The following is a 25,000-nucleotide window of genomic DNA, read 5'->3' on the forward strand; positions in this document are numbered from 1 at the left end:
AAGGGATAAGTGCTGAAAGCATCTAAGCATGAAGCCCCCCTCAAGATGAGATTTCCCATAGCGTAAGCTAGTAAGATCCCTGAAAGATGATCAGGTTGATAGGTTCGAGGTGGAAGCATGGTGACATGTGGAGCTGACGAATACTAATAGATCGAGGACTTAACCATATAATATGTAGCAATGTTATCTAGTTTTGAAGGAATATGCCTTCATAGTTTGGTGATGATGGCAGAGAGGTCACACCCGTTCCCATACCGAACACGGAAGTTAAGCTCTCTAGCGCCGATGGTAGTTGGGACCTTGTCCCTGTGAGAGTAGGACGTCGCCAAGCAACTGTAAGACGAGTCAGTATGACTCGTCTTTTTTGTATGCTTTCATACCTCTATTAATAGCCTGTTTAACTCCTTCTAAATAGGCGAATCCATACTTTTTATCTGGTTCTAAGTAAGTACCTTCGGCCCATTCATTCCACGCATTAATAAATAAAAACTCGCTGTTGTAAAGGGAATAGGTACGCTGGATTTGTTTGCTTAAATATATCGTGAACTTCCTAGGGGTAGAACCTAGGAAGATGCTGCTATTTAAGTCTTTGCGGCGTGCTGTGTTGTCCCAGTCAACAAAGGCACCGGGAAATGTTTTTTTCTCTGGAAGAGCTCGTTTTAATATATACATCCACACTTTATCATAATCCCAAGCATTTATTTGTTTACCAGACTCATATATTGTCTTATTTATGTCTGAAGAGCTATCATGAGCGATTGTATAAAAAGGCTCAAATTGAATGCTAGCATCAAACCCATTTATATTAGGAAGTGGAAAGCTATTTAATGTCTCTGCAAAGTATATACCTTTCAAACCATGTTCTTGTGCGAGTGTATTCCAATAATGAAGCATTTGCTCACAATCAGGGATATGTCCAGGCCGATAAATAATGAATAGTGGTTTATCATCTATACGGATATACCTCTCATCTTGAAAAGCTTGTAATAAATACTCAAAGTGTTCTTTCCAATCCGATAACTCTCCGTAATTTTGTGGCATTAATATGTGACTATCAAGACCATCCCAAGTTTTTGTCCACGGTTCATTTGCCCAAGAAAGGCAAAATGGAAAATCTGGTTCCTTCATCTTAAGTACCTCATTAAAGGGTGTCTCCAATAGTCTCTTCCCTTTAAACCAGTAATGGTAATAACAAAAACCATATATGCCATGTGCCTTGGCGATTTCTGCTTGCCATTTTCTTACGGATGGGGTGGTTAAGTCATAATAAAAATCTTGATAAGGTTCTCTAGGTTGATAATGTCCTGAAAATAAAGGTCGTGCACTTTTAGTATTTGTCCATTCAGTAAAACCTTTTCCCCACCATCGGTCATTTTCTTTTATTTGATGAAACTGTGGTAAGTAAAAAGCAATTATTTTCAAGATATATCCCCCTTATGTTCTTTGTAGTTCAAGTGGTGGGAAGTTACTTTTGATCTTTTGGATCCAGTTTAAAACGCGAGATATGTTATTTACTTACTTTGTTTATGCTGCATAATGAATTCTTTTGTCCAGTTTGCCTGATATGGAAATCTTTGATGGTTTAATATATAGGGCTGATATACAAAATGATCTTCATTATACAATTAGCGAAAAGAGTTAATCTTTTTGGAGAACAAATAGAGCTTGGGGTAATCTGTTTGCATCATTAAAAAAGTCCCGTAGCTTTAAATGCTTCTCATAGTGTTTTTTAACATATTATCTCGAAAGAAGTCTCCTTCCTCAGGTGTGTGAAAGACGATAGTCTAGCGGCAGGTGGGAGATGAATTTCGGTTTGGCGTAGCCAAACATTTGGTTTTCCTATTTATTTCGCCTCGGATATAATCAGTCTTATAAGAGAGGAATTTTGGTATAACAATGAAAGTAGATAATAATCTTGTATTGTTCAGGTTGTGTGATCACCGTCATAGCTTATGGAAAATGAAGCGGAAAATGAGGTGAATGGGTATGCTAAAGCAGAATAAGGCGTATAAATTTCGTCTGTATCCAACAGAAGAACAAGCACATCTCATACGAAAAACATTCGGTTGTGTACGTTTTGTGTATAACAAAATGTTAGTTGAACGAAAAGAAGTATATGAAAAATATAAAGAGAACAAGGAAGAACAAAAGAAAGAACAAAAGAAAGAAAAATTCCCTACTCCTGCAAAATATAAGACAGAGTATGAATGGTTGAAAGAAGTTGATTCATTGGCATTGGCCAACGCGCAATTAAACTTGCAAACTGCTTATAAGAATTTTTTTAGTGGTCAAAGTGATTTTCCTACATTCAAAAGTAAAAAGAGTAGAAAATCCTATACAACGAATCGAGTAAACGGAAATATTATGTTATTTCATGTTTATATTAAATTACCAAAGTTGAAAATGGTGAAACTGAAGCAACATAGAGAAATCCCGCCAAAACATATCATCAAATCGTGCACAATTTCGATGACATCAACTGGTAAGTATTACATGTCTATTTTGACCGAATATGAAAAAGAAATCACTCCAAAAGAAGTAGAACGTGTAGTTGGATTAGACTTCGCAATGGCTGAATTATACGTGAGTAGCGAAGATGAGAAAGCCAATTATCCTCGCTTTTATCGTCAGATGTTAGAGAAATTAGCGAAGGCACAACGAGTATTAGCAAGACGTGTGAAAGGTTCAGAGCGCTGGAAGAAACAACGCATTCATGTAGCGAAATTGCATGAAAAGGTCGCCAATCAACGTAAAAATTTTCTTCATCATAAGTCTAAAGAATTAGCTACGAGTTTTGACGTTGTAGCAATCGAAGACTTACATATGAAAGGAATGTCACGAGCATTTAGATTTGGTAAGAGTGTAGCGGACAACGGTTGGAGGATGTTCACGACATTTTTAGCATATAAGCTACAAGAACAAGGAAAACAGCTTGTAAAAATAGATAAATGGTTTCCTTCTACAAAGATGTGTAGTAATTGTGGAAATAAAAAAGAAATACCATTATGTGAACGCACGTATACGTGTTTGTGTGGACTCACAATTGGCCGTGATTATAATGCAGCGATCAATATCAAAAAGGAAGCCATCCGCTTATTAGTGTTGGCATAAATAGTAATAAAATAACCTTTGGAACAAGGGAGTTAGCTCGGCTGTCCTAGGACAAATTCGTTAGCTATCAAAAGTAGCGATGAACCGAGAAGCCCCTACTTCAAGTAAGCTTGTAAGAGGTACTAAGTGGTGGGTAGTTCACTATAAGTTCTAGGTATAACAGTTTCACCATAAAAACTACTATTTCTAACATCTCCTGCCCCTGTAGGGCTGTGGACAAAATTTCCGCTTTCATAATCCGAGATGGCACGATTTATATCTGGAAAAGCTTGAGGTAAAGTTTTATGCCATCCCGTTTGAATTTCTTCGGAAGGGAACATAGGTACTGGGATGCCATTTATCTTTGTTTGGGAGCAACTTTGTATAAATAGATTTAGAAGTTCAATATCAGATAGTGGGCTAACAAGGTTATCAAAATCACTTCCTAACTTAAAGTTATTCATTTGTTAAACCTCCGAATGATGTAGTGATTAACAGCTACTTACATGTTTTTTTACTAATAAAAACATGCAAAAATTCAGCATCTAACCCCAGTGATCTATCCTTTTGTAAATACACAATGGTATACATATTTGCATGTGTATAAATATATTCAATCATATCTTGACCCCAATCAAATGTTACTAAAGACCCGTTCGCATCAATAGGATTACCATGATAAATTGGCTCTTCCATATACTCAATTCCTTCTTTATTAATTCTTGCTCTTTGCAAAGTCTTTGTGAGTGTATGATACCAAGGGACAGTAAACATATGAGTACCACCAGGCTTTAATACACGCTCTATTTCTTTAAAGGCTTTGTTCGGCTCCATTACATGTTCAAAGACATCTTGAGTAATGAACAAATCAAAAGATTCATTTTGGAAAGTCATATCTTCTAAGTTTTCACATCTAATTCCTTGAAAGTATTGGCCAAGAGGGTGATTTTTAAAGTATTGAGAGTATGTATAGTTTTTACAGTTTTTTATAAGTAGCTGAGTCGTAATCCCTCCAGGAGAGGATTCGTGTATATGATAGGAACCCCATTTTGGAAAAAATGTATTTAAAACATGGATTAAAGCTCGCTGCCTTGGTATAGAGTGGCATGTAGAACATAAGTAATGATCTCGAAGCCAATCATTCTGCTCTATAAACGTAGTTTCCTTCTCACAAATAACGCAGTATCCATGATTGTGTTTCAGTTTACCTTCCACATGATATCACTCCTGTGTAAAAAAATGCATATGACACACCCATCAACAATTAGCGAAAGCAAAGAGGATGGGTAAAAATTAAGGAATCTATAAAGGCAAGATTGATAGAAGGGAATAATTAGCGGGGGAGAACCCCACGCTAATTAAAGTTTCACTTTATGCTATGCGATACATTCGCTTTTATTCATTGAAGAATTTATCGATTTAAAATATCCCTTTTGTGTACGGATACATTTCAAAGTCTTGTGCATATATTTCTGTAACTAATGCCATGGTCTCTTCATCATAAAAACTTTCATATGTCGGAAAGCGAGGGAAGGCGGCATCCGTAATGCTGAGCTCTGCATAGCTTCCTGTATAAAGCATTTTATGAGCGCGATGATGATCTGAATTTGTAAGTAGCGCTAAATTGGATTTAACTAAATCGTACGTATGTTCTAGTTTGGTGATTTGAGTATTAAAATCTTCTAAAGGAATATAGTATTGGATGAATTTTTCTTCACCTGGAACGTATTGCTGGCTAAAATGTATATCCATTGCTAGGGAATTGGAACCGAATGCTCGAACGTAATATAGAAATTGTTTAAATGATATTCCTCGGTTACTATATTTATCATTATACAAATAATGGCGGATGCTTTCCCATTGAGGGCTAGCATATGGATTGTCAGCAAGTAATAAAAATGAGCTGACAGCCCTTGTATAGGGATTCCGCACAAGTTTACAAACATCTTTTTTTGCTGTTAGAAGCCCATTTTGTAAATCTGGTATGTAGTTGGTGTTGTTTTTATACACCCAGAATTCATAGTAATGAATAAAGTCATGGTATTTCTTTGCTTCATTAAACAATCCAATTTGAAAAAAGAACCAATTAGCTAAAGTAGTGCATCCGCTTCTATGGCTCCAGAATAGTATAAGGGGAAAGTCTTTATGGAAATGTGGGATTCAATCTTTATGTAGGATCACCTGATTTAAAAGCTCTTGATTTACATTCTTCATAAATGTAGTGCTCCTTTTTGAAAATTTTATTTATGGAGAGGGGAAGCTTTTACTAATCCAATATATTCATAGGAATGAGTAAATATTATGAGTGTTTTTTTGCGGTTAGCTTAAATAAGGTAGTAATTCTAAAAGGAAAATATAAAATAAAGATAATGAAAATTTATAAGGGGCATACAATTATAAGAGAATGAATAATAGAAGTGACCAAGTTCATTTATCCCGCTTTAATGGGCAATAAGACCTCCACCTCAAAATTCAGCGAAAGCAAAGAATTTAGTTTGGGGATCAACTGCCCATAAAAGTCCGATTGGTGAGGGCTGATTAAAGTTTCACTTTATTTGTATTTCTAGGTGTGATAAGCAAAAATCTTATTACTAGAGAGGATATTATGAGGGAGAATAATTATTTAATAGTAGGTGGAAATAGTTTCATTGGTATTAACCTCGCATTAGGTTTATTGAAACAAGGTCAAAATGTAAAAGTATTTTCCAGGCATATAAATAATTTTCCTCAAAATATTATAAGTGATGTTGAATTTATTAAAGGTGATTTAGCAAATGTTGAAGATATATATAAAGCTTTAGTGGATGTGGATATTATTATTTATTTAGCTGCAACGTCTAATGTAGCAACTTCAATTGAAGATGTTTTTGGAGATATGAACAGTAGCTTTTTTTTTCTTAATTTCATGGAAAGCGTTAAAAACTTTCCTATTAAAAGAATTGTATTAGCATCTTCTGGGGGTACGGTGTATGGTGAACCTGAATATTTACCTATTGATGAGAAACATCCATTAAAACCACTTTCTCCTTACGGAATAACAAAAGTGTCGCTTGAAAATTACTTGTACTTTTATAAGAAAAAATATGGAATTGACTATGTTGTATGTAGATATTCTAATCCATATGGAAAATATCAAAATCCTTTAAAGAAAGTTGGGGCAATAAACTGTTTTTTGTATCAGCATCTCAGTAATGAAAAGATTAATATATATGGGAATCCACAAGAGATTATTCGAGATTATATTTATATCGATGATTTAGTTGAAATTACTATACAATTATCGCAATTAAATCGTTTGAAATCTTATGTGTATAACATAGGCAGCGGTAAAGGCCTCTCTTTAAAGCGAATTATAGTAGAGTTGGAGAAAATAACGGAAAGAAAAGTGGATTTTATCTGCTATAAACAAAAACAAGAAAATGTTCAAAAAATCATTTTAAATATAGATAGGGTAAGACGAGAATGTAATTGGGAACCGAAAATAGATTTCAAAAGTGGAATTAGATTAAATAAGCTATGGATTGAAGAGTTCTTATATAGTAAAAAATAATAAACCATGCCCTACTTCTGTATAAGTAGAGCGTGGTTTATTATTTTATTTCTTTTTTTATTACCCAAAGGTCTTGATGTTCCCACCAAAAACCTTCAGTGTATTTTTTGATAATAGGGTTATAAGGTAATAATTTAATTTTGTCACATACGTAAGAGGGGCTAACGATCGTTTGCCCGTATTGATGAATATCTAAATCCAGTTGTTCACTAGAAGGGAGAAACCAATAACCCTGTTTATTTAAATCTGGAAAGCTGAAGTACTTTTTACTTTGATAACCATGAGTTGTGAAAATGAGTAAGCCTCCAGGAGAAACAGCACTATACAATGTTTGAAGCCAACGAAACCAAGTTGTATCAGGCATATGAGAAAAAAACGATAGACAAAAAACGATATCATACGTAGACGAGGACAAATTTACTTGTTCAGGTTCAGGGTGAGATAAGATAGAAGAAGTATGTAATGTACGTTCAATAAAAGTAATAGCCTCTTCATGTATATCGCAGGTAGTTATACTTAAGTTCATTTGTAGGTTTAATAAATGACGTGTTACGCAGCCGTATCCGGATGCGAATTCTAATAATTTTATTGGAGTATCTATAGGAGTATCTATAGGAGGATAAAAGGAAGTAATTAAATCTAAGAGTGTACCTGCGGATTTTCTCCCATCTTGAAAATAATAATCTATCGCATCTTTTTTAGATGGGAAGACTGGATTCGTGACAAGGAATTGAAAGATATGATCCTCTGGATGGATACTTGCATTTACATTGTAGTTGTGTGCAATTTGAGAAATTAAATCTTTATTTGCCTCTATAAATTCTTTCAATGAGTAACCCCCCCTTAAATGATAGTAATGTCTTATAAGAGATGCTGCTGGCGAAGAAAATAGATCATTAAATTTTCAAATATGCTTTAAGGTACTTTCTATATGTGTACATTTTCTTTTTTGAAATGTCGTCGATAGTAAAGGTTTCTTTAATGAAATTCTGCATTTGTACAACTTCACTGTAATGGGAATATGAATCTTCTGTTCTTGTTACGCTATTTGTATGTCGTCTATGATAGTTTAGCGGTTTTGGATTGAAATAAATGTTCCCCTCTTTAAGAATAGAAACATAGAAAAACCAATCACCAGCTACTTTAAACTTTTCTAATTGTTTTTCTGTTGTTTTTATATCTATGTTTTTAAAAACTACACTTGATACATTAGGTATCGTGTTTTTGATAAGTAAAGTATCTTGTATTTCATCAGTCCCTTTTCGGAAATAAGAACTTTTCCATTTTTCTTTATCAATATCATTTGTGTAATCTAAATAATGATTGGCCAGGATATTTCCTTGTTCATCTATTTGTTTTGATTGTGTGTAGCTTAAGGTGACATCCCCATTTATATGAAACCCTTGTATTACTTCTTCTAAAAATGTCTGATCACATAAGTCATCGGCCTCTGCAATCCAAATATAATCACCGGTTGCTGCAGAGACGCCTTTTATCCATTGTTTAAATACAGAACCAGAGTTTGTATCATTAATAATCTGCCGAACTTTTAGGTGGGGCTTATTTTCGTTTGAGAGCAGCTGTTCAAATATAGATACGCTATTGTCAGTAGAGGCATCGTCTAGGAAAATTAGTTCGTAAAGGGGATAGGTTTGGTTTAATATTGATTTAACTCGGTCAGGTAAGTATTTTTCGTAATTATAATTCGGTACGATTACACTTATTTTTTTATAATTATGTTCAAGCAGGTTTAATAATTGATAAATGTAATGAAGAAAGTTGAAATCTTTTTCAATAAGTTCTTGGCCAGAGCGACCTTTTTGTAAGCGTAAATCCTCATCTCCAATAAATTCATATATTCTTTCTAGCATCATCGGTAAGTTTAAATAGTCTACTAGTGCACCAGTTTGTTCCGTAACAACATCTTCAAAACCTCCAGCGTTTTTAAACCCTATAACAGGGACTTTCGTATCTAATGCTTCTAAAACAACGTTGGGAAAAGGATCTTCTCTTGAAGTTAATAAATATAAATCAGCCCCGGCGTTATATAAACCGATATCTGGAGTAGGGTCCACTAATGTGAAATGTGCTGTATATCTTGGGGATAGCGTGTTTAAAAAGTGAACATCTGTTCTCCCAACCCAGATGAAATGAATATTCCTATGAACCTTTCTTACTGAGTAAGCAATAAGTGAGAATAAATCTATCCCTTTTCGATGATCAGCGAAACCTACTCCTAAAATGATTTTGCTATCTAGAGGCAGGTTGTGTTTTTTTCGTAATTCGTTTCTAGCTTTTGCAATATTGTTCTTATAAGGATTATGGTTAAATAAACCTTGAGGGAGAATATGGCACTTCTGATGATCTAATTGGGTGATTGTACGGAATTTTTCATATACGTATTGTGAAGGGAAGACTATTTTGTAAGCAAACTCGGCAATATTTCTCGCTTTTCCTTCGGCAGAGTACTGTTGTATTAAATGCGGTAATTCATGTATTAATGAAATAACTTTTATATTGTGTTTAGCTAGTAATGCAACTATATCACCGCTTATTACGGTACTACATATTGCGATGGTATAGCCTTGTGATACTAGCTTCTTTATTAATAATTCGACATTTCCTTCCGTTGGGTAGTCTTCCTCTAGGCAATAAACAGGACCATACTTTTGAAAATCACGGATTAAAATGCCTGTTCCAATTGAAATAATTGCGACGGAGTAATGAAAGTTTTCTTTAAGAGCTTTAATGGTATGTAAAGAAAGCAGCTGTGCTCCGTGAAAATGGGCATCATGGGATACATAAATGATCTTCTTAGTAACATGCATTTCATAACGCCTCCTAAGTTAATTAGATTTTAGTAAATGTGTGGTGTATTAATAATTTGTAGAGAAAAGTGGCAGGAGATAATGGTGAATGTAGCTGGAATGTACTCGAAATAAAAATGCTACTTTTAATATATATTTGTTTGGTTTGATATTCATTCTTTAGAAAGGTGTAAGAGGTAAGTAAGAGAGTATAAATTGTTGATTATGAAAGTGGCTGCACCAGTTTATAAATCTCTAGGTATGAGGTTATAAATGAAGAAGGTTTAAGCCCCTTTATAATTTATAAAATAAAAAGGATAAAAGGTATTGACGATTAGAGTATAGAGGTGTAATATAGAACAAGTCGCCGATGTAATAACGCAGAACGCGGCAAACAAAATGAAAAACTTAGTTGACATTAACTAACGAAGATGTTAACATAAGGAAGTCGCAAATGAGCGACCAAGTAGTTCTTTGAAAACTGAACGAAACAAACAACGTGAAACGTCAATTTTTATTTTTAGATGCTAGACAAACTAACTTTATTGGAGAGTTTGATCCTGGCTCAGGATGAACGCTGGCGGCGTGCCTAATACATGCAAGTCGAGCGAATGGATTGAGAGCTTGCTCTCAAGAAGTTAGCGGCGGACGGGTGAGTAACACGTGGGTAACCTGCCCATAAGACTGGGATAACTCCGGGAAACCGGGGCTAATACCGGATAACATTTTGAACTGCATGGTTCGAAATTGAAAGGCGGCTTCGGCTGTCACTTATGGATGGACCCGCGTCGCATTAGCTAGTTGGTGAGGTAACGGCTCACCAAGGCAACGATGCGTAGCCGACCTGAGAGGGTGATCGGCCACACTGGGACTGAGACACGGCCCAGACTCCTACGGGAGGCAGCAGTAGGGAATCTTCCGCAATGGACGAAAGTCTGACGGAGCAACGCCGCGTGAGTGATGAAGGCTTTCGGGTCGTAAAACTCTGTTGTTAGGGAAGAACAAGTGCTAGTTGAATAAGCTGGCACCTTGACGGTACCTAACCAGAAAGCCACGGCTAACTACGTGCCAGCAGCCGCGGTAATACGTAGGTGGCAAGCGTTATCCGGAATTATTGGGCGTAAAGCGCGCGCAGGTGGTTTCTTAAGTCTGATGTGAAAGCCCACGGCTCAACCGTGGAGGGTCATTGGAAACTGGGAGACTTGAGTGCAGAAGAGGAAAGTGGAATTCCATGTGTAGCGGTGAAATGCGTAGAGATATGGAGGAACACCAGTGGCGAAGGCGACTTTCTGGTCTGTAACTGACACTGAGGCGCGAAAGCGTGGGGAGCAAACAGGATTAGATACCCTGGTAGTCCACGCCGTAAACGATGAGTGCTAAGTGTTAGAGGGTTTCCGCCCTTTAGTGCTGAAGTTAACGCATTAAGCACTCCGCCTGGGGAGTACGGCCGCAAGGCTGAAACTCAAAGGAATTGACGGGGGCCCGCACAAGCGGTGGAGCATGTGGTTTAATTCGAAGCAACGCGAAGAACCTTACCAGGTCTTGACATCCTCTGAAAACCCTAGAGATAGGGCTTCTCCTTCGGGAGCAGAGTGACAGGTGGTGCATGGTTGTCGTCAGCTCGTGTCGTGAGATGTTGGGTTAAGTCCCGCAACGAGCGCAACCCTTGATCTTAGTTGCCATCATTAAGTTGGGCACTCTAAGGTGACTGCCGGTGACAAACCGGAGGAAGGTGGGGATGACGTCAAATCATCATGCCCCTTATGACCTGGGCTACACACGTGCTACAATGGACGGTACAAAGAGCTGCAAGACCGCGAGGTGGAGCTAATCTCATAAAACCGTTCTCAGTTCGGATTGTAGGCTGCAACTCGCCTACATGAAGCTGGAATCGCTAGTAATCGCGGATCAGCATGCCGCGGTGAATACGTTCCCGGGCCTTGTACACACCGCCCGTCACACCACGAGAGTTTGTAACACCCGAAGTCGGTGGGGTAACCTTTTTGGAGCCAGCCGCCTAAGGTGGGACAGATGATTGGGGTGAAGTCGTAACAAGGTAGCCGTATCGGAAGGTGCGGCTGGATCACCTCCTTTCTATGGAGAATTGATGAACGCTGTTCATCAATATAAGTTTCCGTGTTTCGTTTTGTTCAGTTTTGAGAGAACTATCTCTCATATATAAATGTATGTTCTTTGAAAACTAGATAACAGTGTAGCTCATATTTTTTTAATTTTAGTTTGGTTAAGTTAGAAAGGGCGCACGGTGGATGCCTTGACACTAGGAGTCGATGAAGGACGGGACTAACGCCGATATGCTTCGGGGAGCTGTAAGTAAGCTTTGATCCGAAGATTTCCGAATGGGGAAACCCACCATACGTAATGGTATGGTATCCTTACCTGAATACATAGGGTAAGGAAGACAGACCCAGGGAACTGAAACATCTAAGTACCTGGAGGAAGAGAAAGCAAATGCGATTTCCTGAGTAGCGGCGAGCGAAACGGAACATAGCCCAAACCAAGAGGCTTGCCTCTTGGGGTTGTAGGACATTCTATACGGAGTTACAAAGGAACGAGGTAGACGAAGCGACCTGGAAAGGTCCGTCGTAGAGGGTAACAACCCCGTAGTCGAAACTTCGTTCTCTCTTGAATGTATCCTGAGTACGGCGGAACACGTGAAATTCCGTCGGAATCTGGGAGGACCATCTCCCAAGGCTAAATACTCCCTAGTGATCGATAGTGAACCAGTACCGTGAGGGAAAGGTGAAAAGCACCCCGGAAGGGGAGTGAAAGAGATCCTGAAACCGTGTGCCTACAAATAGTCAGAGCCCGTTAATGGGTGATGGCGTGCCTTTTGTAGAATGAACCGGCGAGTTACGATCCCGTGCGAGGTTAAGCTGAAGAGGCGGAGCCGCAGCGAAAGCGAGTCTGAATAGGGCGTTTAGTACGTGGTCGTAGACCCGAAACCAGGTGATCTACCCATGTCCAGGGTGAAGTTCAGGTAACACTGAATGGAGGCCCGAACCCACGCACGTTGAAAAGTGCGGGGATGAGGTGTGGGTAGCGGAGAAATTCCAATCGAACCTGGAGATAGCTGGTTCTCCCCGAAATAGCTTTAGGGCTAGCCTTAAGTGTAAGAGTCTTGGAGGTAGAGCACTGATTGAACTAGGGGTCCTCATCGGATTACCGAATTCAGTCAAACTCCGAATGCCAATGACTTATCCTTAGGAGTCAGACTGCGAGTGATAAGATCCGTAGTCAAGAGGGAAACAGCCCAGATCGCCAGCTAAGGTCCCAAAGTGTGTATTAAGTGGAAAAGGATGTGGAGTTGCTTAGACAACTAGGATGTTGGCTTAGAAGCAGCCACCATTTAAAGAGTGCGTAATAGCTCACTAGTCGAGTGACTCTGCGCCGAAAATGTACCGGGGCTAAATACACCACCGAAGCTGCGAATTGATACCAATGGTATCAGTGGTAGGGGAGCGTTCTAAGTGCAGTGAAGTCAGACCGGAAGGACTGGTGGAGCGCTTAGAAGTGAGAATGCCGGTATGAGTAGCGAAAGACGGGTGAGAATCCCGTCCACCGAATGCCTAAGGTTTCCTGAGGAAGGCTCGTCCGCTCAGGGTTAGTCAGGACCTAAGCCGAGGCCGACAGGCGTAGGCGATGGACAACAGGTTGATATTCCTGTACCACCTCTTTATCGTTTGAGCAATGGAGGGACGCAGAAGGATAGAAGAAGCGTGCGATTGGTTGTGCACGTCCAAGCAGTTAGGCTGATAAGTAGGCAAATCCGCTTATCGTGAAGGCTGAGCTGTGATGGGGAAGCTCCTTATGGAGCGAAGTCTTTGATTCCCCGCTGCCAAGAAAAGCTTCTAGCGAGATAAAAGGTGCCTGTACCGCAAACCGACACAGGTAGGCGAGGAGAGAATCCTAAGGTGTGCGAGAGAACTCTGGTTAAGGAACTCGGCAAAATGACCCCGTAACTTCGGGAGAAGGGGTGCTTTCTTAACGGAAAGCCGCAGTGAATAGGCCCAAGCGACTGTTTAGCAAAAACACAGCTCTCTGCGAAGCCGTAAGGCGAAGTATAGGGGGTGACACCTGCCCGGTGCTGGAAGGTTAAGGAGAGGGGTTAGCGTAAGCGAAGCTCTGAACTGAAGCCCCAGTAAACGGCGGCCGTAACTATAACGGTCCTAAGGTAGCGAAATTCCTTGTCGGGTAAGTTCCGACCCGCACGAAAGGTGTAACGATTTGGGCACTGTCTCAACCAGAGACTCGGTGAAATTATAGTACCTGTGAAGATGCAGGTTACCCGCGACAGGACGGAAAGACCCCGTGGAGCTTTACTGTAGCCTGATATTGAATTTTGGTACATTTTGTACAGGATAGGCGGGAGCCATTGAAACCGGAGCGCTAGCTTCGGTGGAGGCGCTGGTGGGATACCGCCCTGAATGTATTGAAATTCTAACCTACGGGTCTTATCGACCCGGGAGACAGTGTCAGGTGGGCAGTTTGACTGGGGCGGTCGCCTCCTAAAGTGTAACGGAGGCGCCCAAAGGTTCCCTCAGAATGGTTGGAAATCATTCGTAGAGTGCAAAGGCATAAGGGAGCTTGACTGCGAGACCTACAAGTCGAGCAGGGACGAAAGTCGGGCTTAGTGATCCGGTGGTTCCGCATGGAAGGGCCATCGCTCAACGGATAAAAGCTACCCCGGGGATAACAGGCTTATCTCCCCCAAGAGTCCACATCGACGGGGAGGTTTGGCACCTCGATGTCGGCTCATCGCATCCTGGGGCTGTAGTCGGTCCCAAGGGTTGGGCTGTTCGCCCATTAAAGCGGTACGCGAGCTGGGTTCAGAACGTCGTGAGACAGTTCGGTCCCTATCCGTCGTGGGCGTAGGAAATTTGAGAGGAGCTGTCCTTAGTACGAGAGGACCGGGATGGACGCACCGCTGGTGTACCAGTTGTTCTGCCAAGGGCATAGCTGGGTAGCTATGTGCGGAAGGGATAAGTGCTGAAAGCATCTAAGCATGAAGCCCCCCTCAAGATGAGATTTCCCATAGCGTAAGCTAGTAAGATCCCTGAAAGATGATCAGGTTGATAGGTTCGAGGTGGAAGCATGGTGACATGTGGAGCTGACGAATACTAATAGATCGAGGACTTAACCATATAATATGTAGCAATGTTATCTAGTTTTGAAGGAATATGCCTTCATAGTTTGGTGATGATGGCAGAGAGGTCACACCCGTTCCCATACCGAACACGGAAGTTAAGCTCTCTAGCGCCGATGGTAGTTGGGACCTTGTCCCTGTGAGAGTAGGACGTCGCCAAGCAACTGTAAGACGAGTCAGTATGACTCGTCTTTTTTGTGTTTAATGAAATAATTTTGTAATTAATATCGGCTCTATGAGTACGTTTATCTAGCAAGAAATAGCTTTATTTTATTATGATTTCACATCTAAATAGCATACCTTCAGAAAAATATGGACAAGTTTATTAAACTGTCATTCGTTAACAAGAATATCTACAAGGTATTGCCCTCTGTAGCCTGCTCACACCTTCTTTTATTTCTTCAGTTGTTAAATGTCCATACCCCATAATAATTCGATTATGATGTTTTCCTTTTTCAATGGCATGGTCTTCCACGGGATATACTTTTACTCCGAGTTGTTGGATTTTCTCAAGTAATTCTTTTGTGAATTGAACTTGATTGAATTCAACAATCAGGTGTAATCCTGTAGAATAACCGAAAATATTGATTTCATTTAAGAATGCTAATTTTAATTGCTCGATAAGGAAGTCTCTCCGATTTTTATAAATTTTTTTCATCTTCATAATATGCCGCTCCAAATGATTTTCGGCAATAAATTTAGCAAGGACAAGCTGATTTAAAGAAGATGTATGTAAATCTGAAAACCATTTTACACTGCGGCATTTTTCAATAAGCTGTGAGGGAAGAACTAAGTATCCCATCCTAAGGGCCGGTGATAAAATTTTACTAAATGAACCTACATATATAACACGCTCGGGATCCAATCCCTGTAATGAACTTACAGGTGAACCTTCATATCGAAACTCACTGTCATAATCATCTTCAATGAGATAACAATTTGTTTTCCTTGCGTAGTTAATCAATTGAACCCGTCGTTGAATCGGTAAAGCTCCTCCCAAAGGAAACTGGTGAGAAGGAGTAGTGAAGATGAATTTTGGGTTTTTATTTGTAGGCAACAAAGATGTATCCATCCCATTATCATCCGCTGGTATAGGATGAAGGAAGGCCCCTGAATTTTTAAAAATTATTTGAATGTCATTGGTGATGGGGTCTTCTATTAGTACTTCGTCGCCCGTTGACAAAAGTAATTTAGAAACAAGTGTTAAAGCTTGAGTTGCACCGGAAGTAATCACCAATTGTTCTGGATGACAAAAAACTCCTCTTGTTTTTAGCAAATAGCGTGATAAAGCCTTTCTTAATTCGGGACGTCCTTCGGGAATATCGTATCCAAATGTAGAAGGGGGTGCTTCATTCCATGTGGTGTGAGATAACTTTGCCCATACTTTACGTGGAAATAAGTCTAATGCTGGTATCCCTGAACGGAAATTAATGATGTTGCTGTCTTTGTTTGTTTCTTCGCACCAAGATAAAGAATCAATTAGAGTTGATTCTTTATCTTGGTTTAAATAAGTCCCTTCGGCAATGAATGTCCCGGCTCCCTGTCGAGTGACCAAAAAACCTTCGGAAAGTAATTGATCATAAGCTTCTAAAATTACATTCCTAGACACGCTCAACTCAGAAGATAATTCCCGTGTTGATGGTAGTTTTTCTCCGGATTGTAGCTCTCCGTTTAATATTCGTTCACGTATTTGGTGATAAACCTGGCGAATTAAACTTATATCTAGCGATCGATCAATAGGCATCCAAAGCATATAAATGCTCCCTTCATCAAAATTGGTACCATAAAAGTATAGCTAAAATGGTACTGATACGAACCATTTTAGCATGCTATAGTTGGAACAAATAGTTCTAAAGGAGATGAAAATGTGATGACTAAACCAGAACTCCAAGTAGCTCAGGCACTTAAATCGATTGCACGAAATGAACATATAAAATCCTATGTACAACAATCTACCGAACTCTATGCGTTATTATTGCAGGCCGCGAAACGCTTTGTCACCGGAGAAACGAGACATGAGGGGATTATGACGGCAAAAGAACTAATTACAAAAGGGTATCATACTTCACTAGAATACATAGGGGAAAATACTCTAGATATAAAGGAATGTTATAAAGCGAAAAATGAGTTTTTGAATCTGATTGGAGACGTGGGTGCTCTGCCAATAAAACAAACAGTATCACTCGATTTATCGCATATTGGATTATCTATAGATCCAGAAATATCATATATTCATTTAATGGAGTTGGCAGAGAAGGCAAAAGTATATGGAACTACCCTTATGATAAGTATGGAAGAATCATCTAAAGTAGCGGACATACTTTCTATCTATAAAAAAACAACTGAGCAATATCCTAATGTAGGGATAACGATTCAGGCACATTTATATCGTTCGAACAATTATATTCAAGAACTCCTACATTATCCAGGGAAAATAAGAGTTGTAAAAGGTGCCTATCAAGAAGCTTCAGATATTGCTATGCCTAGGTCAACTGACTTAAATCAACAGTATCTTCAGATTGTAGAACAATTAATTGAAAATAATCAGCCTGTATCTATAGCTACACACGATGAAATTCTTATTAAAGAGATGGAGCAACGTCAATATTTTAGTCAATCTAATGTAGAAATAGAAACGCTATATGGAATTCGTCCGGATATGTTAAGTGATTTGAAAAACAAAGGACATAACGCTAGAGTATATTTGACTTATGGGAAAGAGTGGTACTTGTATTTATGTCATCGGATAGCTGAACATCCAGAAAATCTATATCATGCAGTGACAGATATGATACATCCATATTCAGCACAGCAGAGTAGGGAATATTAAATAGACATTTAATCTTAAATGTAAAAATTATTTTGGTTATGGCCCAATAGAAAAAGAGCCGGAATTTCTACTCTAAGGAAATTCCGGCTCTTTTTCTATTGAAACTTTTTTAGTTTATATTTGCGTTAAATACATACAGGACTTCTATGGGTGTTGAAAAGATTATGATTTATAATTGTGCAGCCGTATACCTCGTTTTTAGGGTGTTTTATATGTATTGGTTTCTTATTGTTATGTATTCTTAGAATTATAGCTAGAAATAAATGAATTTATAATTCAATATGTATTTCAAAACGGGGGATACATAATAGAAACAATAAAATTACATGCTTTGTTAGTAACTTGATTCGTTCTTCTAACGGTAAAACGTAAATAATAGGTATAGGATAAACATTCTTAAATGTGATAAAAAGTAATAAAGTGTAACAAGAACAAACGTTCCTTTCAGGTGTGTTAAGTATATTCGATCAATTGAGGTACGTATTTTTAATCGAGTATAGTTTATTTGTATATCTTAAATGTTTATTAAGGGGCTATAAAAGTTATTACGATTAGGCCGTATGGAAGTGGATGCTGCTAAAGATGAAAGAGATATAAGTCTGCTATTTCAGTGATACAGGGATAGTTAGTAAATGTTTACGAGTAAATAGGTAAGTAAGTAAGCGTTACTTCATATAAGGGGAACTCCATAACTAGAGTAGTCTATAAAGATTTATGTATCGTTGTTTGTTATAAGGATGCGTATCTTTAATCGTTTCTAATAGAGTACCTGATAAGTACAGAGGTATTAGGGAGTGTGATAATTTTTAAACTACATATTGGTATGTATTAAAATAAGATTGTTAGTTTCGATGGGGGGGAAACTTACGTGCAAATTAAGTCTAGTGTATAAGTAAACTTGAATGTATTTTGGAAGAAATGAAAGTAAAGTAAAGAAGAAGAGGCTTTGCTGATAATACAATTTTTATAGGTTCTTCTCTAGAGTAGAGAGTGTAAAAATATTAACTTGAATATATTTATAAAAAGGTATTGACGATTGAACATTAGAGGTGTAATATAGAACAAGTCGCCGATGCAATAACGCAGAACGCGATAAACGAAATGAAAAACTTAGTTGACATTAACTAACGGAGATGTTAACATAAGGAAGTCGCAAATGAGCGACCAAGTAGTTCTTTGAAAACTGAACGAAACAAACAACGTGAAACGTCAATTTTTATTTTTAGATGCTAGACAAACTAACTTTATTGGAGAGTTTGATCCTGGCTCAGGATGAACGCTGGCGGCGTGCCTAATACATGCAAGTCGAGCGAATGGATTGAGAGCTTGCTCTCAAGAAGTTAGCGGCGGACGGGTGAGTAACACGTGGGTAACCTGCCCATAAGACTGGGATAACTCCGGGAAACCGGGGCTAATACCGGATAACATTTTGAACTGCATGGTTCGAAATTGAAAGGCGGCTTCGGCTGTCACTTATGGATGGACCCGCGTCGCATTAGCTAGTTGGTGAGGTAACGGCTCACCAAGGCAACGATGCGTAGCCGACCTGAGAGGGTGATCGGCCACACTGGGACTGAGACACGGCCCAGACTCCTACGGGAGGCAGCAGTAGGGAATCTTCCGCAATGGACGAAAGTCTGACGGAGCAACGCCGCGTGAGTGATGAAGGCTTTCGGGTCGTAAAACTCTGTTGTTAGGGAAGAACAAGTGCTAGTTGAATAAGCTGGCACCTTGACGGTACCTAACCAGAAAGCCACGGCTAACTACGTGCCAGCAGCCGCGGTAATACGTAGGTGGCAAGCGTTATCCGGAATTATTGGGCGTAAAGCGCGCGCAGGTGGTTTCTTAAGTCTGATGTGAAAGCCCACGGCTCAACCGTGGAGGGTCATTGGAAACTGGGAGACTTGAGTGCAGAAGAGGAAAGTGGAATTCCATGTGTAGCGGTGAAATGCGTAGAGATATGGAGGAACACCAGTGGCGAAGGCGACTTTCTGGTCTGTAACTGACACTGAGGCGCGAAAGCGTGGGGAGCAAACAGGATTAGATACCCTGGTAGTCCACGCCGTAAACGATGAGTGCTAAGTGTTAGAGGGTTTCCGCCCTTTAGTGCTGAAGTTAACGCATTAAGCACTCCGCCTGGGGAGTACGGCCGCAAGGCTGAAACTCAAAGGAATTGACGGGGGCCCGCACAAGCGGTGGAGCATGTGGTTTAATTCGAAGCAACGCGAAGAACCTTACCAGGTCTTGACATCCTCTGAAAACCCTAGAGATAGGGCTTCTCCTTCGGGAGCAGAGTGACAGGTGGTGCATGGTTGTCGTCAGCTCGTGTCGTGAGATGTTGGGTTAAGTCCCGCAACGAGCGCAACCCTTGATCTTAGTTGCCATCATTAAGTTGGGCACTCTAAGGTGACTGCCGGTGACAAACCGGAGGAAGGTGGGGATGACGTCAAATCATCATGCCCCTTATGACCTGGGCTACACACGTGCTACAATGGACGGTACAAAGAGCTGCAAGACCGCGAGGTGGAGCTAATCTCATAAAACCGTTCTCAGTTCGGATTGTAGGCTGCAACTCGCCTACATGAAGCTGGAATCGCTAGTAATCGCGGATCAGCATGCCGCGGTGAATACGTTCCCGGGCCTTGTACACACCGCCCGTCACACCACGAGAGTTTGTAACACCCGAAGTCGGTGGGGTAACCTTTTTGGAGCCAGCCGCCTAAGGTGGGACAGATGATTGGGGTGAAGTCGTAACAAGGTAGCCGTATCGGAAGGTGCGGCTGGATCACCTCCTTTCTATGGAGAATTGATGAACGCTGTTCATCAATATAAGTTTCCGTGTTTCGTTTTGTTCAGTTTTGAGAGAACTATCTCTCATATATAAATGTATGTTCTTTGAAAACTAGATAACAGTGTAGCTCATATTTTTTTAATTTTAGTTTGGTTAAGTTAGAAAGGGCGCACGGTGGATGCCTTGACACTAGGAGTCGATGAAGGACGGGACTAACGCCGATATGCTTCGGGGAGCTGTAAGTAAGCTTTGATCCGAAGATTTCCGAATGGGGAAACCCACCATACGTAATGGTATGGTATCCTTACCTGAATACATAGGGTAAGGAAGACAGACCCAGGGAACTGAAACATCTAAGTACCTGGAGGAAGAGAAAGCAAATGCGATTTCCTGAGTAGCGGCGAGCGAAACGGAACATAGCCCAAACCAAGAGGCTTGCCTCTTGGGGTTGTAGGACATTCTATACGGAGTTACAAAGGAACGAGGTAGACGAAGCGACCTGGAAAGGTCCGTCGTAGAGGGTAACAACCCCGTAGTCGAAACTTCGTTCTCTCTTGAATGTATCCTGAGTACGGCGGAACACGTGAAATTCCGTCGGAATCTGGGAGGACCATCTCCCAAGGCTAAATACTCCCTAGTGATCGATAGTGAACCAGTACCGTGAGGGAAAGGTGAAAAGCACCCCGGAAGGGGAGTGAAAGAGATCCTGAAACCGTGTGCCTACAAATAGTCAGAGCCCGTTAATGGGTGATGGCGTGCCTTTTGTAGAATGAACCGGCGAGTTACGATCCCGTGCGAGGTTAAGCTGAAGAGGCGGAGCCGCAGCGAAAGCGAGTCTGAATAGGGCGTTTAGTACGTGGTCGTAGACCCGAAACCAGGTGATCTACCCATGTCCAGGGTGAAGTTCAGGTAACACTGAATGGAGGCCCGAACCCACGCACGTTGAAAAGTGCGGGGATGAGGTGTGGGTAGCGGAGAAATTCCAATCGAACCTGGAGATAGCTGGTTCTCCCCGAAATAGCTTTAGGGCTAGCCTTAAGTGTAAGAGTCTTGGAGGTAGAGCACTGATTGAACTAGGGGTCCTCATCGGATTACCGAATTCAGTCAAACTCCGAATGCCAATGACTTATCCTTAGGAGTCAGACTGCGAGTGATAAGATCCGTAGTCAAGAGGGAAACAGCCCAGATCGCCAGCTAAGGTCCCAAAGTGTGTATTAAGTGGAAAAGGATGTGGAGTTGCTTAGACAACTAGGATGTTGGCTTAGAAGCAGCCACCATTTAAAGAGTGCGTAATAGCTCACTAGTCGAGTGACTCTGCGCCGAAAATGTACCGGGGCTAAATACACCACCGAAGCTGCGAATTGATACCAATGGTATCAGTGGTAGGGGAGCGTTCTAAGTGCAGTGAAGTCAGACCGGAAGGACTGGTGGAGCGCTTAGAAGTGAGAATGCCGGTATGAGTAGCGAAAGACGGGTGAGAATCCCGTCCACCGAATGCCTAAGGTTTCCTGAGGAAGGCTCGTCCGCTCAGGGTTAGTCAGGACCTAAGCCGAGGCCGACAGGCGTAGGCGATGGACAACAGGTTGATATTCCTGTACCACCTCTTTATCGTTTGAGCAATGGAGGGACGCAGAAGGATAGAAGAAGCGTGCGATTGGTTGTGCACGTCCAAGCAGTTAGGCTGATAAGTAGGCAAATCCGCTTATCGTGAAGGCTGAGCTGTGATGGGGAAGCTCCTTATGGAGCGAAGTCTTTGATTCCCCGCTGCCAAGAAAAGCTTCTAGCGAGATAAAAGGTGCCTGTACCGCAAACCGACACAGGTAGGCGAGGAGAGAATCCTAAGGTGTGCGAGAGAACTCTGGTTAAGGAACTCGGCAAAATGACCCCGTAACTTCGGGAGAAGGGGTGCTTTCTTAACGGAAAGCCGCAGTGAATAGGCCCAAGCGACTGTTTAGCAAAAACACAGCTCTCTGCGAAGCCGTAAGGCGAAGTATAGGGGGTGACACCTGCCCGGTGCTGGAAGGTTAAGGAGAGGGGTTAGCGTAAGCGAAGCTCTGAACTGAAGCCCCAGTAAACGGCGGCCGTAACTATAACGGTCCTAAGGTAGCGAAATTCCTTGTCGGGTAAGTTCCGACCCGCACGAAAGGTGTAACGATTTGGGCACTGTCTCAACCAGAGACTCGGTGAAATTATAGTACCTGTGAAGATGCAGGTTACCCGCGACAGGACGGAAAGACCCCGTGGAGCTTTACTGTAGCCTGATATTGAATTTTGGTACATTTTGTACAGGATAGGCGGGAGCCATTGAAACCGGAGCGCTAGCTTCGGTGGAGGCGCTGGTGGGATACCGCCCTGAATGTATTGAAATTCTAACCTACGGGTCTTATCGACCCGGGAGACAGTGTCAGGTGGGCAGTTTGACTGGGGCGGTCGCCTCCTAAAGTGTAACGGAGGCGCCCAAAGGTTCCCTCAGAATGGTTGGAAATCATTCGTAGAGTGCAAAGGCATAAGGGAGCTTGACTGCGAGACCTACAAGTCGAGCAGGGACGAAAGTCGGGCTTAGTGATCCGGTGGTTCCGCATGGAAGGGCCATCGCTCAACGGATAAAAGCTACCCCGGGGATAACAGGCTTATCTCCCCCAAGAGTCCACATCGACGGGGAGGTTTGGCACCTCGATGTCGGCTCATCGCATCCTGGGGCTGTAGTCGGTCCCAAGGGTTGGGCTGTTCGCCCATTAAAGCGGTACGCGAGCTGGGTTCAGAACGTCGTGAGACAGTTCGGTCCCTATCCGTCGTGGGCGTAGGAAATTTGAGAGGAGCTGTCCTTAGTACGAGAGGACCGGGATGGACGCACCGCTGGTGTACCAGTTGTTCTGCCAAGGGCATAGCTGGGTAGCTATGTGCGGAAGGGATAAGTGCTGAAAGCATCTAAGCATGAAGCCCCCCTCAAGATGAGATTTCCCATAGCGTAAGCTAGTAAGATCCCTGAAAGATGATCAGGTTGATAGGTTCGAGGTGGAAGCATGGTGACATGTGGAGCTGACGAATACTAATAGATCGAGGACTTAACCATATAATATGTAGCAATGTTATCTAGTTTTGAAGGAATATGCCTTCATAGTTTGGTGATGATGGCAGAGAGGTCACACCCGTTCCCATACCGAACACGGAAGTTAAGCTCTCTAGCGCCGATGGTAGTTGGGACCTTGTCCCTGTGAGAGTAGGACGTCGCCAAGCAAAAACCTAAGTCGATTCGACTTAGGTTTTTTTGTGTTTATTTTTATGTATGACCTGCCATAATTCGTAAATTTAGTAATCTTAAAGATTAAATAGAGACTGTCTAAATTAAAATTTGAGCGACAGTGTTGTGAAAGATGATAAAGTAATACGTTTAAATAGCAGTGTAAGGTAAGAATTACCTTTTTATGTTAACTGAGTTGTAGAATGACTAAAAAATTTTACTCTTTATATGAAGGCGTTATGTGAAAAAAGCTATTCAGCTGTTTTTCACATAACGTTTTTTCATTTTTAAAAGATTTCACATAAGAAAAAATCTATAATTAAGATAGCTAACATATATTTTTTGATGGGTGTGGGGGATTATGAAAGAAATATGCATGTTATTAGTGGCTGTTATATTATGGGGGACAGCTATTGCGCCAACAAAGTGGGCATTGGAATCTATTCAGCCATTTACTTTGTTGTTTATTCGCCTTTTCTTCGCGGGTGGAATCTGTTTACTATTCTCATTTAAACAATTAAAAAGATCAGTTGTACATAAACAGGTCCCATGGAAAAGAATGAGTTTACTATCTTTTACTGGTGTAGCTGGGTATTTTATGTTCACATCCTACGGTATTTCTTTAACAAGTGGATTGCATGTTAGTATCATTGATGCTGCATTGCCATTAGTTACAATTCTTTTTTCGGCATTCTTTTTAAAGGAGAAAATTAAGTTGAATTATTGGATTGGAATTATGCTAGGAGCTATAGGTGTGCTCTTGATTACTGTTCCTTCTGACAATACTAATCAAGAGGTCTCTTTAATAGGGGATATACTTATTTTATTGAGTACTTTTTTATTTGCTTTCTATACGATATTGTTAAAACGCCCGAAGCAAGAGCGATATTTATCTAATAATGTTTTTACAACGTTAACTTTAATTATTGGAGCCGTTATTTTATTGCCTTTTGCAATGGGGGAAATCTTTTATTATGGTTTTCCAAAGATTGAAACATGGAAGACAGTGTTTAGCGTAATGTATCTTGTTATAGGTGCAACGATTTTGGCGTATTGGTTTTGGAACAAAGCGCTAGAGAGGGTTTCGGCATCGGTAAGTGGGTTATATTTAAATGCATTACCATTAATAAGTATTGTTACTTCAATTGTTCTATTAGATGAATCTTTAACGTGGAAGATAATGATAGGGGGAAGCTTAGTTTTAATAGGAGTAGGATGGGCAGATAAGCAAAAAATAGGTAATTTATTAAAGAAGAATAGTTTAAATAGTAAGGACTGCTAAGTAGTATACTTTATGTAGTTTAAATGTTAAAAAGATACCTAATATATAAGGTATCTTTTTATATTTGGCAAAGGTGATAGATTGAAATCAGTATGGATATTCTTTACTATATCTATACGTATCGAAATCATTTTGAAATATTGTTTGAACGAGTTGTATACATTCCGTATCATAAAAACTTTCGAAAGTAGGGTAGCGAGGAAATAAAGGATCAGTAATACTTGCTTCGCTAAAATTCCCCCTAT

11 protein-coding genes, 8 rRNA genes and 2 pseudogenes (2 of these 21 running past the window's edge) are annotated in these 25,000 nt (G+C 40.6%); 12 read left to right on the plus strand and 9 right to left on the minus strand.

The annotated features are described in order from the left end of the window. Together MHB74_RS01615 and rrf (MHB74_RS01620) are read left to right on the plus strand one after the other, a co-directional pair. Positions 1 to 167: ribosomal RNA gene (locus MHB74_RS01615) — 23S ribosomal RNA — on the plus strand; it begins 2,755 nt to the left of the window's first position. 48 nt (positions 168 to 215) lie between these two features. Then, a 5S ribosomal RNA gene (gene rrf / locus MHB74_RS01620) occupies positions 216 to 331 on the plus strand. Between the two features lie 14 nt (positions 332 to 345). On the opposite strand, the gene MHB74_RS01625 is transcribed toward rrf (MHB74_RS01620), so the two are convergent. Continuing rightward, on the minus strand, positions 346 to 1,422 hold the full coding sequence (locus MHB74_RS01625) for a glycosyltransferase WbsX family protein (RefSeq protein WP_061680459.1): 1,077 nt from the start codon (positions 1,420 to 1,422) through the stop codon (positions 346 to 348). 216 nt (positions 1,423 to 1,638) lie between these two features. Beyond that, positions 1,639 to 1,737 (minus strand): annotated as a pseudogene (locus tag MHB74_RS01630) (methyltransferase); the annotation flags it as partial. Between the two features lie 249 nt (positions 1,738 to 1,986). Here MHB74_RS01630 and MHB74_RS01635 point away from each other — a divergent pair. Beyond that, entirely contained in the window at positions 1,987 to 3,111 is a 1,125-nt protein-coding gene (locus tag MHB74_RS01635) for an RNA-guided endonuclease TnpB family protein (protein ID WP_061680458.1), read from the plus strand. Positions 3,112 to 3,233: 122 nt separating this feature from the next. Here the strand turns inward: MHB74_RS01635 and MHB74_RS01640 are convergent, their stop codons facing one another. The 3 genes from MHB74_RS01640 to MHB74_RS01650 form a co-directional block, all read right to left on the minus strand. Beyond that, positions 3,234 to 3,554 carry a hypothetical protein gene (locus MHB74_RS01640; protein ID WP_061680457.1) on the minus strand — a complete coding sequence of 107 codons (321 nt, stop codon included), beginning with the start codon at positions 3,552 to 3,554 and terminating at the stop codon, positions 3,234 to 3,236. Between the two features lie 34 nt (positions 3,555 to 3,588). Further along, positions 3,589 to 4,305 carry a class I SAM-dependent methyltransferase gene (locus tag MHB74_RS01645; RefSeq protein WP_061680456.1) on the minus strand — a complete coding sequence of 239 codons (717 nt, stop codon included), beginning with the start codon at positions 4,303 to 4,305 and terminating at the stop codon, positions 3,589 to 3,591. A gap of 204 nt (positions 4,306 to 4,509) precedes the next feature. Next, the gene (locus MHB74_RS01650) at positions 4,510 to 5,250 is read right to left on the minus strand and encodes a sulfotransferase family 2 domain-containing protein (protein ID WP_061680455.1); all 741 of its coding nucleotides are present in this window, start codon (positions 5,248 to 5,250) and stop codon (positions 4,510 to 4,512) included. A 445-nt stretch (positions 5,251 to 5,695) separates the two neighbouring features. Here MHB74_RS01650 and MHB74_RS01655 point away from each other — a divergent pair, with 445 nt between their 5' ends. Further along, positions 5,696 to 6,640: an NAD-dependent epimerase/dehydratase family protein gene (locus tag MHB74_RS01655; protein ID WP_061680454.1), complete on the plus strand. Its 945-nt coding sequence runs from the start codon at positions 5,696 to 5,698 to the stop codon at positions 6,638 to 6,640. 40 nt (positions 6,641 to 6,680) lie between these two features. On the opposite strand, the gene MHB74_RS01660 is transcribed toward MHB74_RS01655, so the two are convergent. After that, positions 6,681 to 7,469: a class I SAM-dependent methyltransferase gene (locus MHB74_RS01660; protein WP_061680453.1), complete on the minus strand. Its 789-nt coding sequence runs from the start codon at positions 7,467 to 7,469 to the stop codon at positions 6,681 to 6,683. 67 nt (positions 7,470 to 7,536) lie between these two features. After that, positions 7,537 to 9,468 carry a glycosyltransferase gene (locus MHB74_RS01665; RefSeq protein ID WP_061680452.1) on the minus strand — a complete coding sequence of 644 codons (1,932 nt, stop codon included), beginning with the start codon at positions 9,466 to 9,468 and terminating at the stop codon, positions 7,537 to 7,539. A 521-nt stretch (positions 9,469 to 9,989) separates the two neighbouring features. Here MHB74_RS01665 and MHB74_RS01670 point away from each other — a divergent pair. The 3 genes from MHB74_RS01670 (at position 9,990) to rrf (MHB74_RS01680) (ending at position 14,773) form a co-directional block, all read left to right on the plus strand. Then, a 16S ribosomal RNA gene (locus tag MHB74_RS01670) occupies positions 9,990 to 11,541 on the plus strand. 146 nt (positions 11,542 to 11,687) lie between these two features. Beyond that, a 23S ribosomal RNA gene (locus MHB74_RS01675) occupies positions 11,688 to 14,609 on the plus strand. 48 nt (positions 14,610 to 14,657) lie between these two features. After that, positions 14,658 to 14,773 (plus strand): 5S ribosomal RNA (gene rrf / locus MHB74_RS01680). The 16S, 23S and 5S rRNA genes sit together here, the layout of an rRNA operon. Positions 14,774 to 14,951: 178 nt before the next feature. Here the strand turns inward: rrf (MHB74_RS01680) and pdxR are convergent. Further along, the gene (gene pdxR, locus MHB74_RS01685; protein WP_061676297.1) at positions 14,952 to 16,364 is read right to left on the minus strand and encodes a MocR-like pyridoxine biosynthesis transcription factor PdxR; all 1,413 of its coding nucleotides are present in this window, start codon (positions 16,362 to 16,364) and stop codon (positions 14,952 to 14,954) included. A gap of 117 nt (positions 16,365 to 16,481) precedes the next feature. Between pdxR and MHB74_RS01690 the strand changes: the two genes are divergently transcribed. From MHB74_RS01690 to MHB74_RS01710, 5 genes are all read left to right on the plus strand, one after another. Then, positions 16,482 to 17,441: a proline dehydrogenase family protein gene (locus MHB74_RS01690; protein ID WP_061676296.1), complete on the plus strand. Its 960-nt coding sequence runs from the start codon at positions 16,482 to 16,484 to the stop codon at positions 17,439 to 17,441. 1,244 nt (positions 17,442 to 18,685) lie between these two features. Next, positions 18,686 to 20,237: ribosomal RNA gene (locus MHB74_RS01695) — 16S ribosomal RNA — on the plus strand. A 146-nt stretch (positions 20,238 to 20,383) separates the two neighbouring features. Continuing rightward, a 23S ribosomal RNA gene (locus tag MHB74_RS01700) occupies positions 20,384 to 23,305 on the plus strand. A 48-nt stretch (positions 23,306 to 23,353) separates the two neighbouring features. Beyond that, positions 23,354 to 23,469 (plus strand): 5S ribosomal RNA (gene rrf / locus MHB74_RS01705). A 353-nt stretch (positions 23,470 to 23,822) separates the two neighbouring features. Then, positions 23,823 to 24,755: a DMT family transporter gene (locus MHB74_RS01710; protein ID WP_098375603.1), complete on the plus strand. Its 933-nt coding sequence runs from the start codon at positions 23,823 to 23,825 to the stop codon at positions 24,753 to 24,755. Between the two features lie 87 nt (positions 24,756 to 24,842). Here the strand turns inward: MHB74_RS01710 and MHB74_RS01715 are convergent. Continuing rightward, positions 24,843 to 25,000 (minus strand): annotated as a pseudogene (locus MHB74_RS01715) (sulfotransferase family 2 domain-containing protein) (it continues 619 nt past the right edge of the window).

This window comes from Bacillus sp. FSL K6-0069, assembly GCF_038007785.1.
GTDB lineage: Bacteria > Bacillota > Bacilli > Bacillales > Bacillaceae_G > Bacillus_A > Bacillus_A mobilis.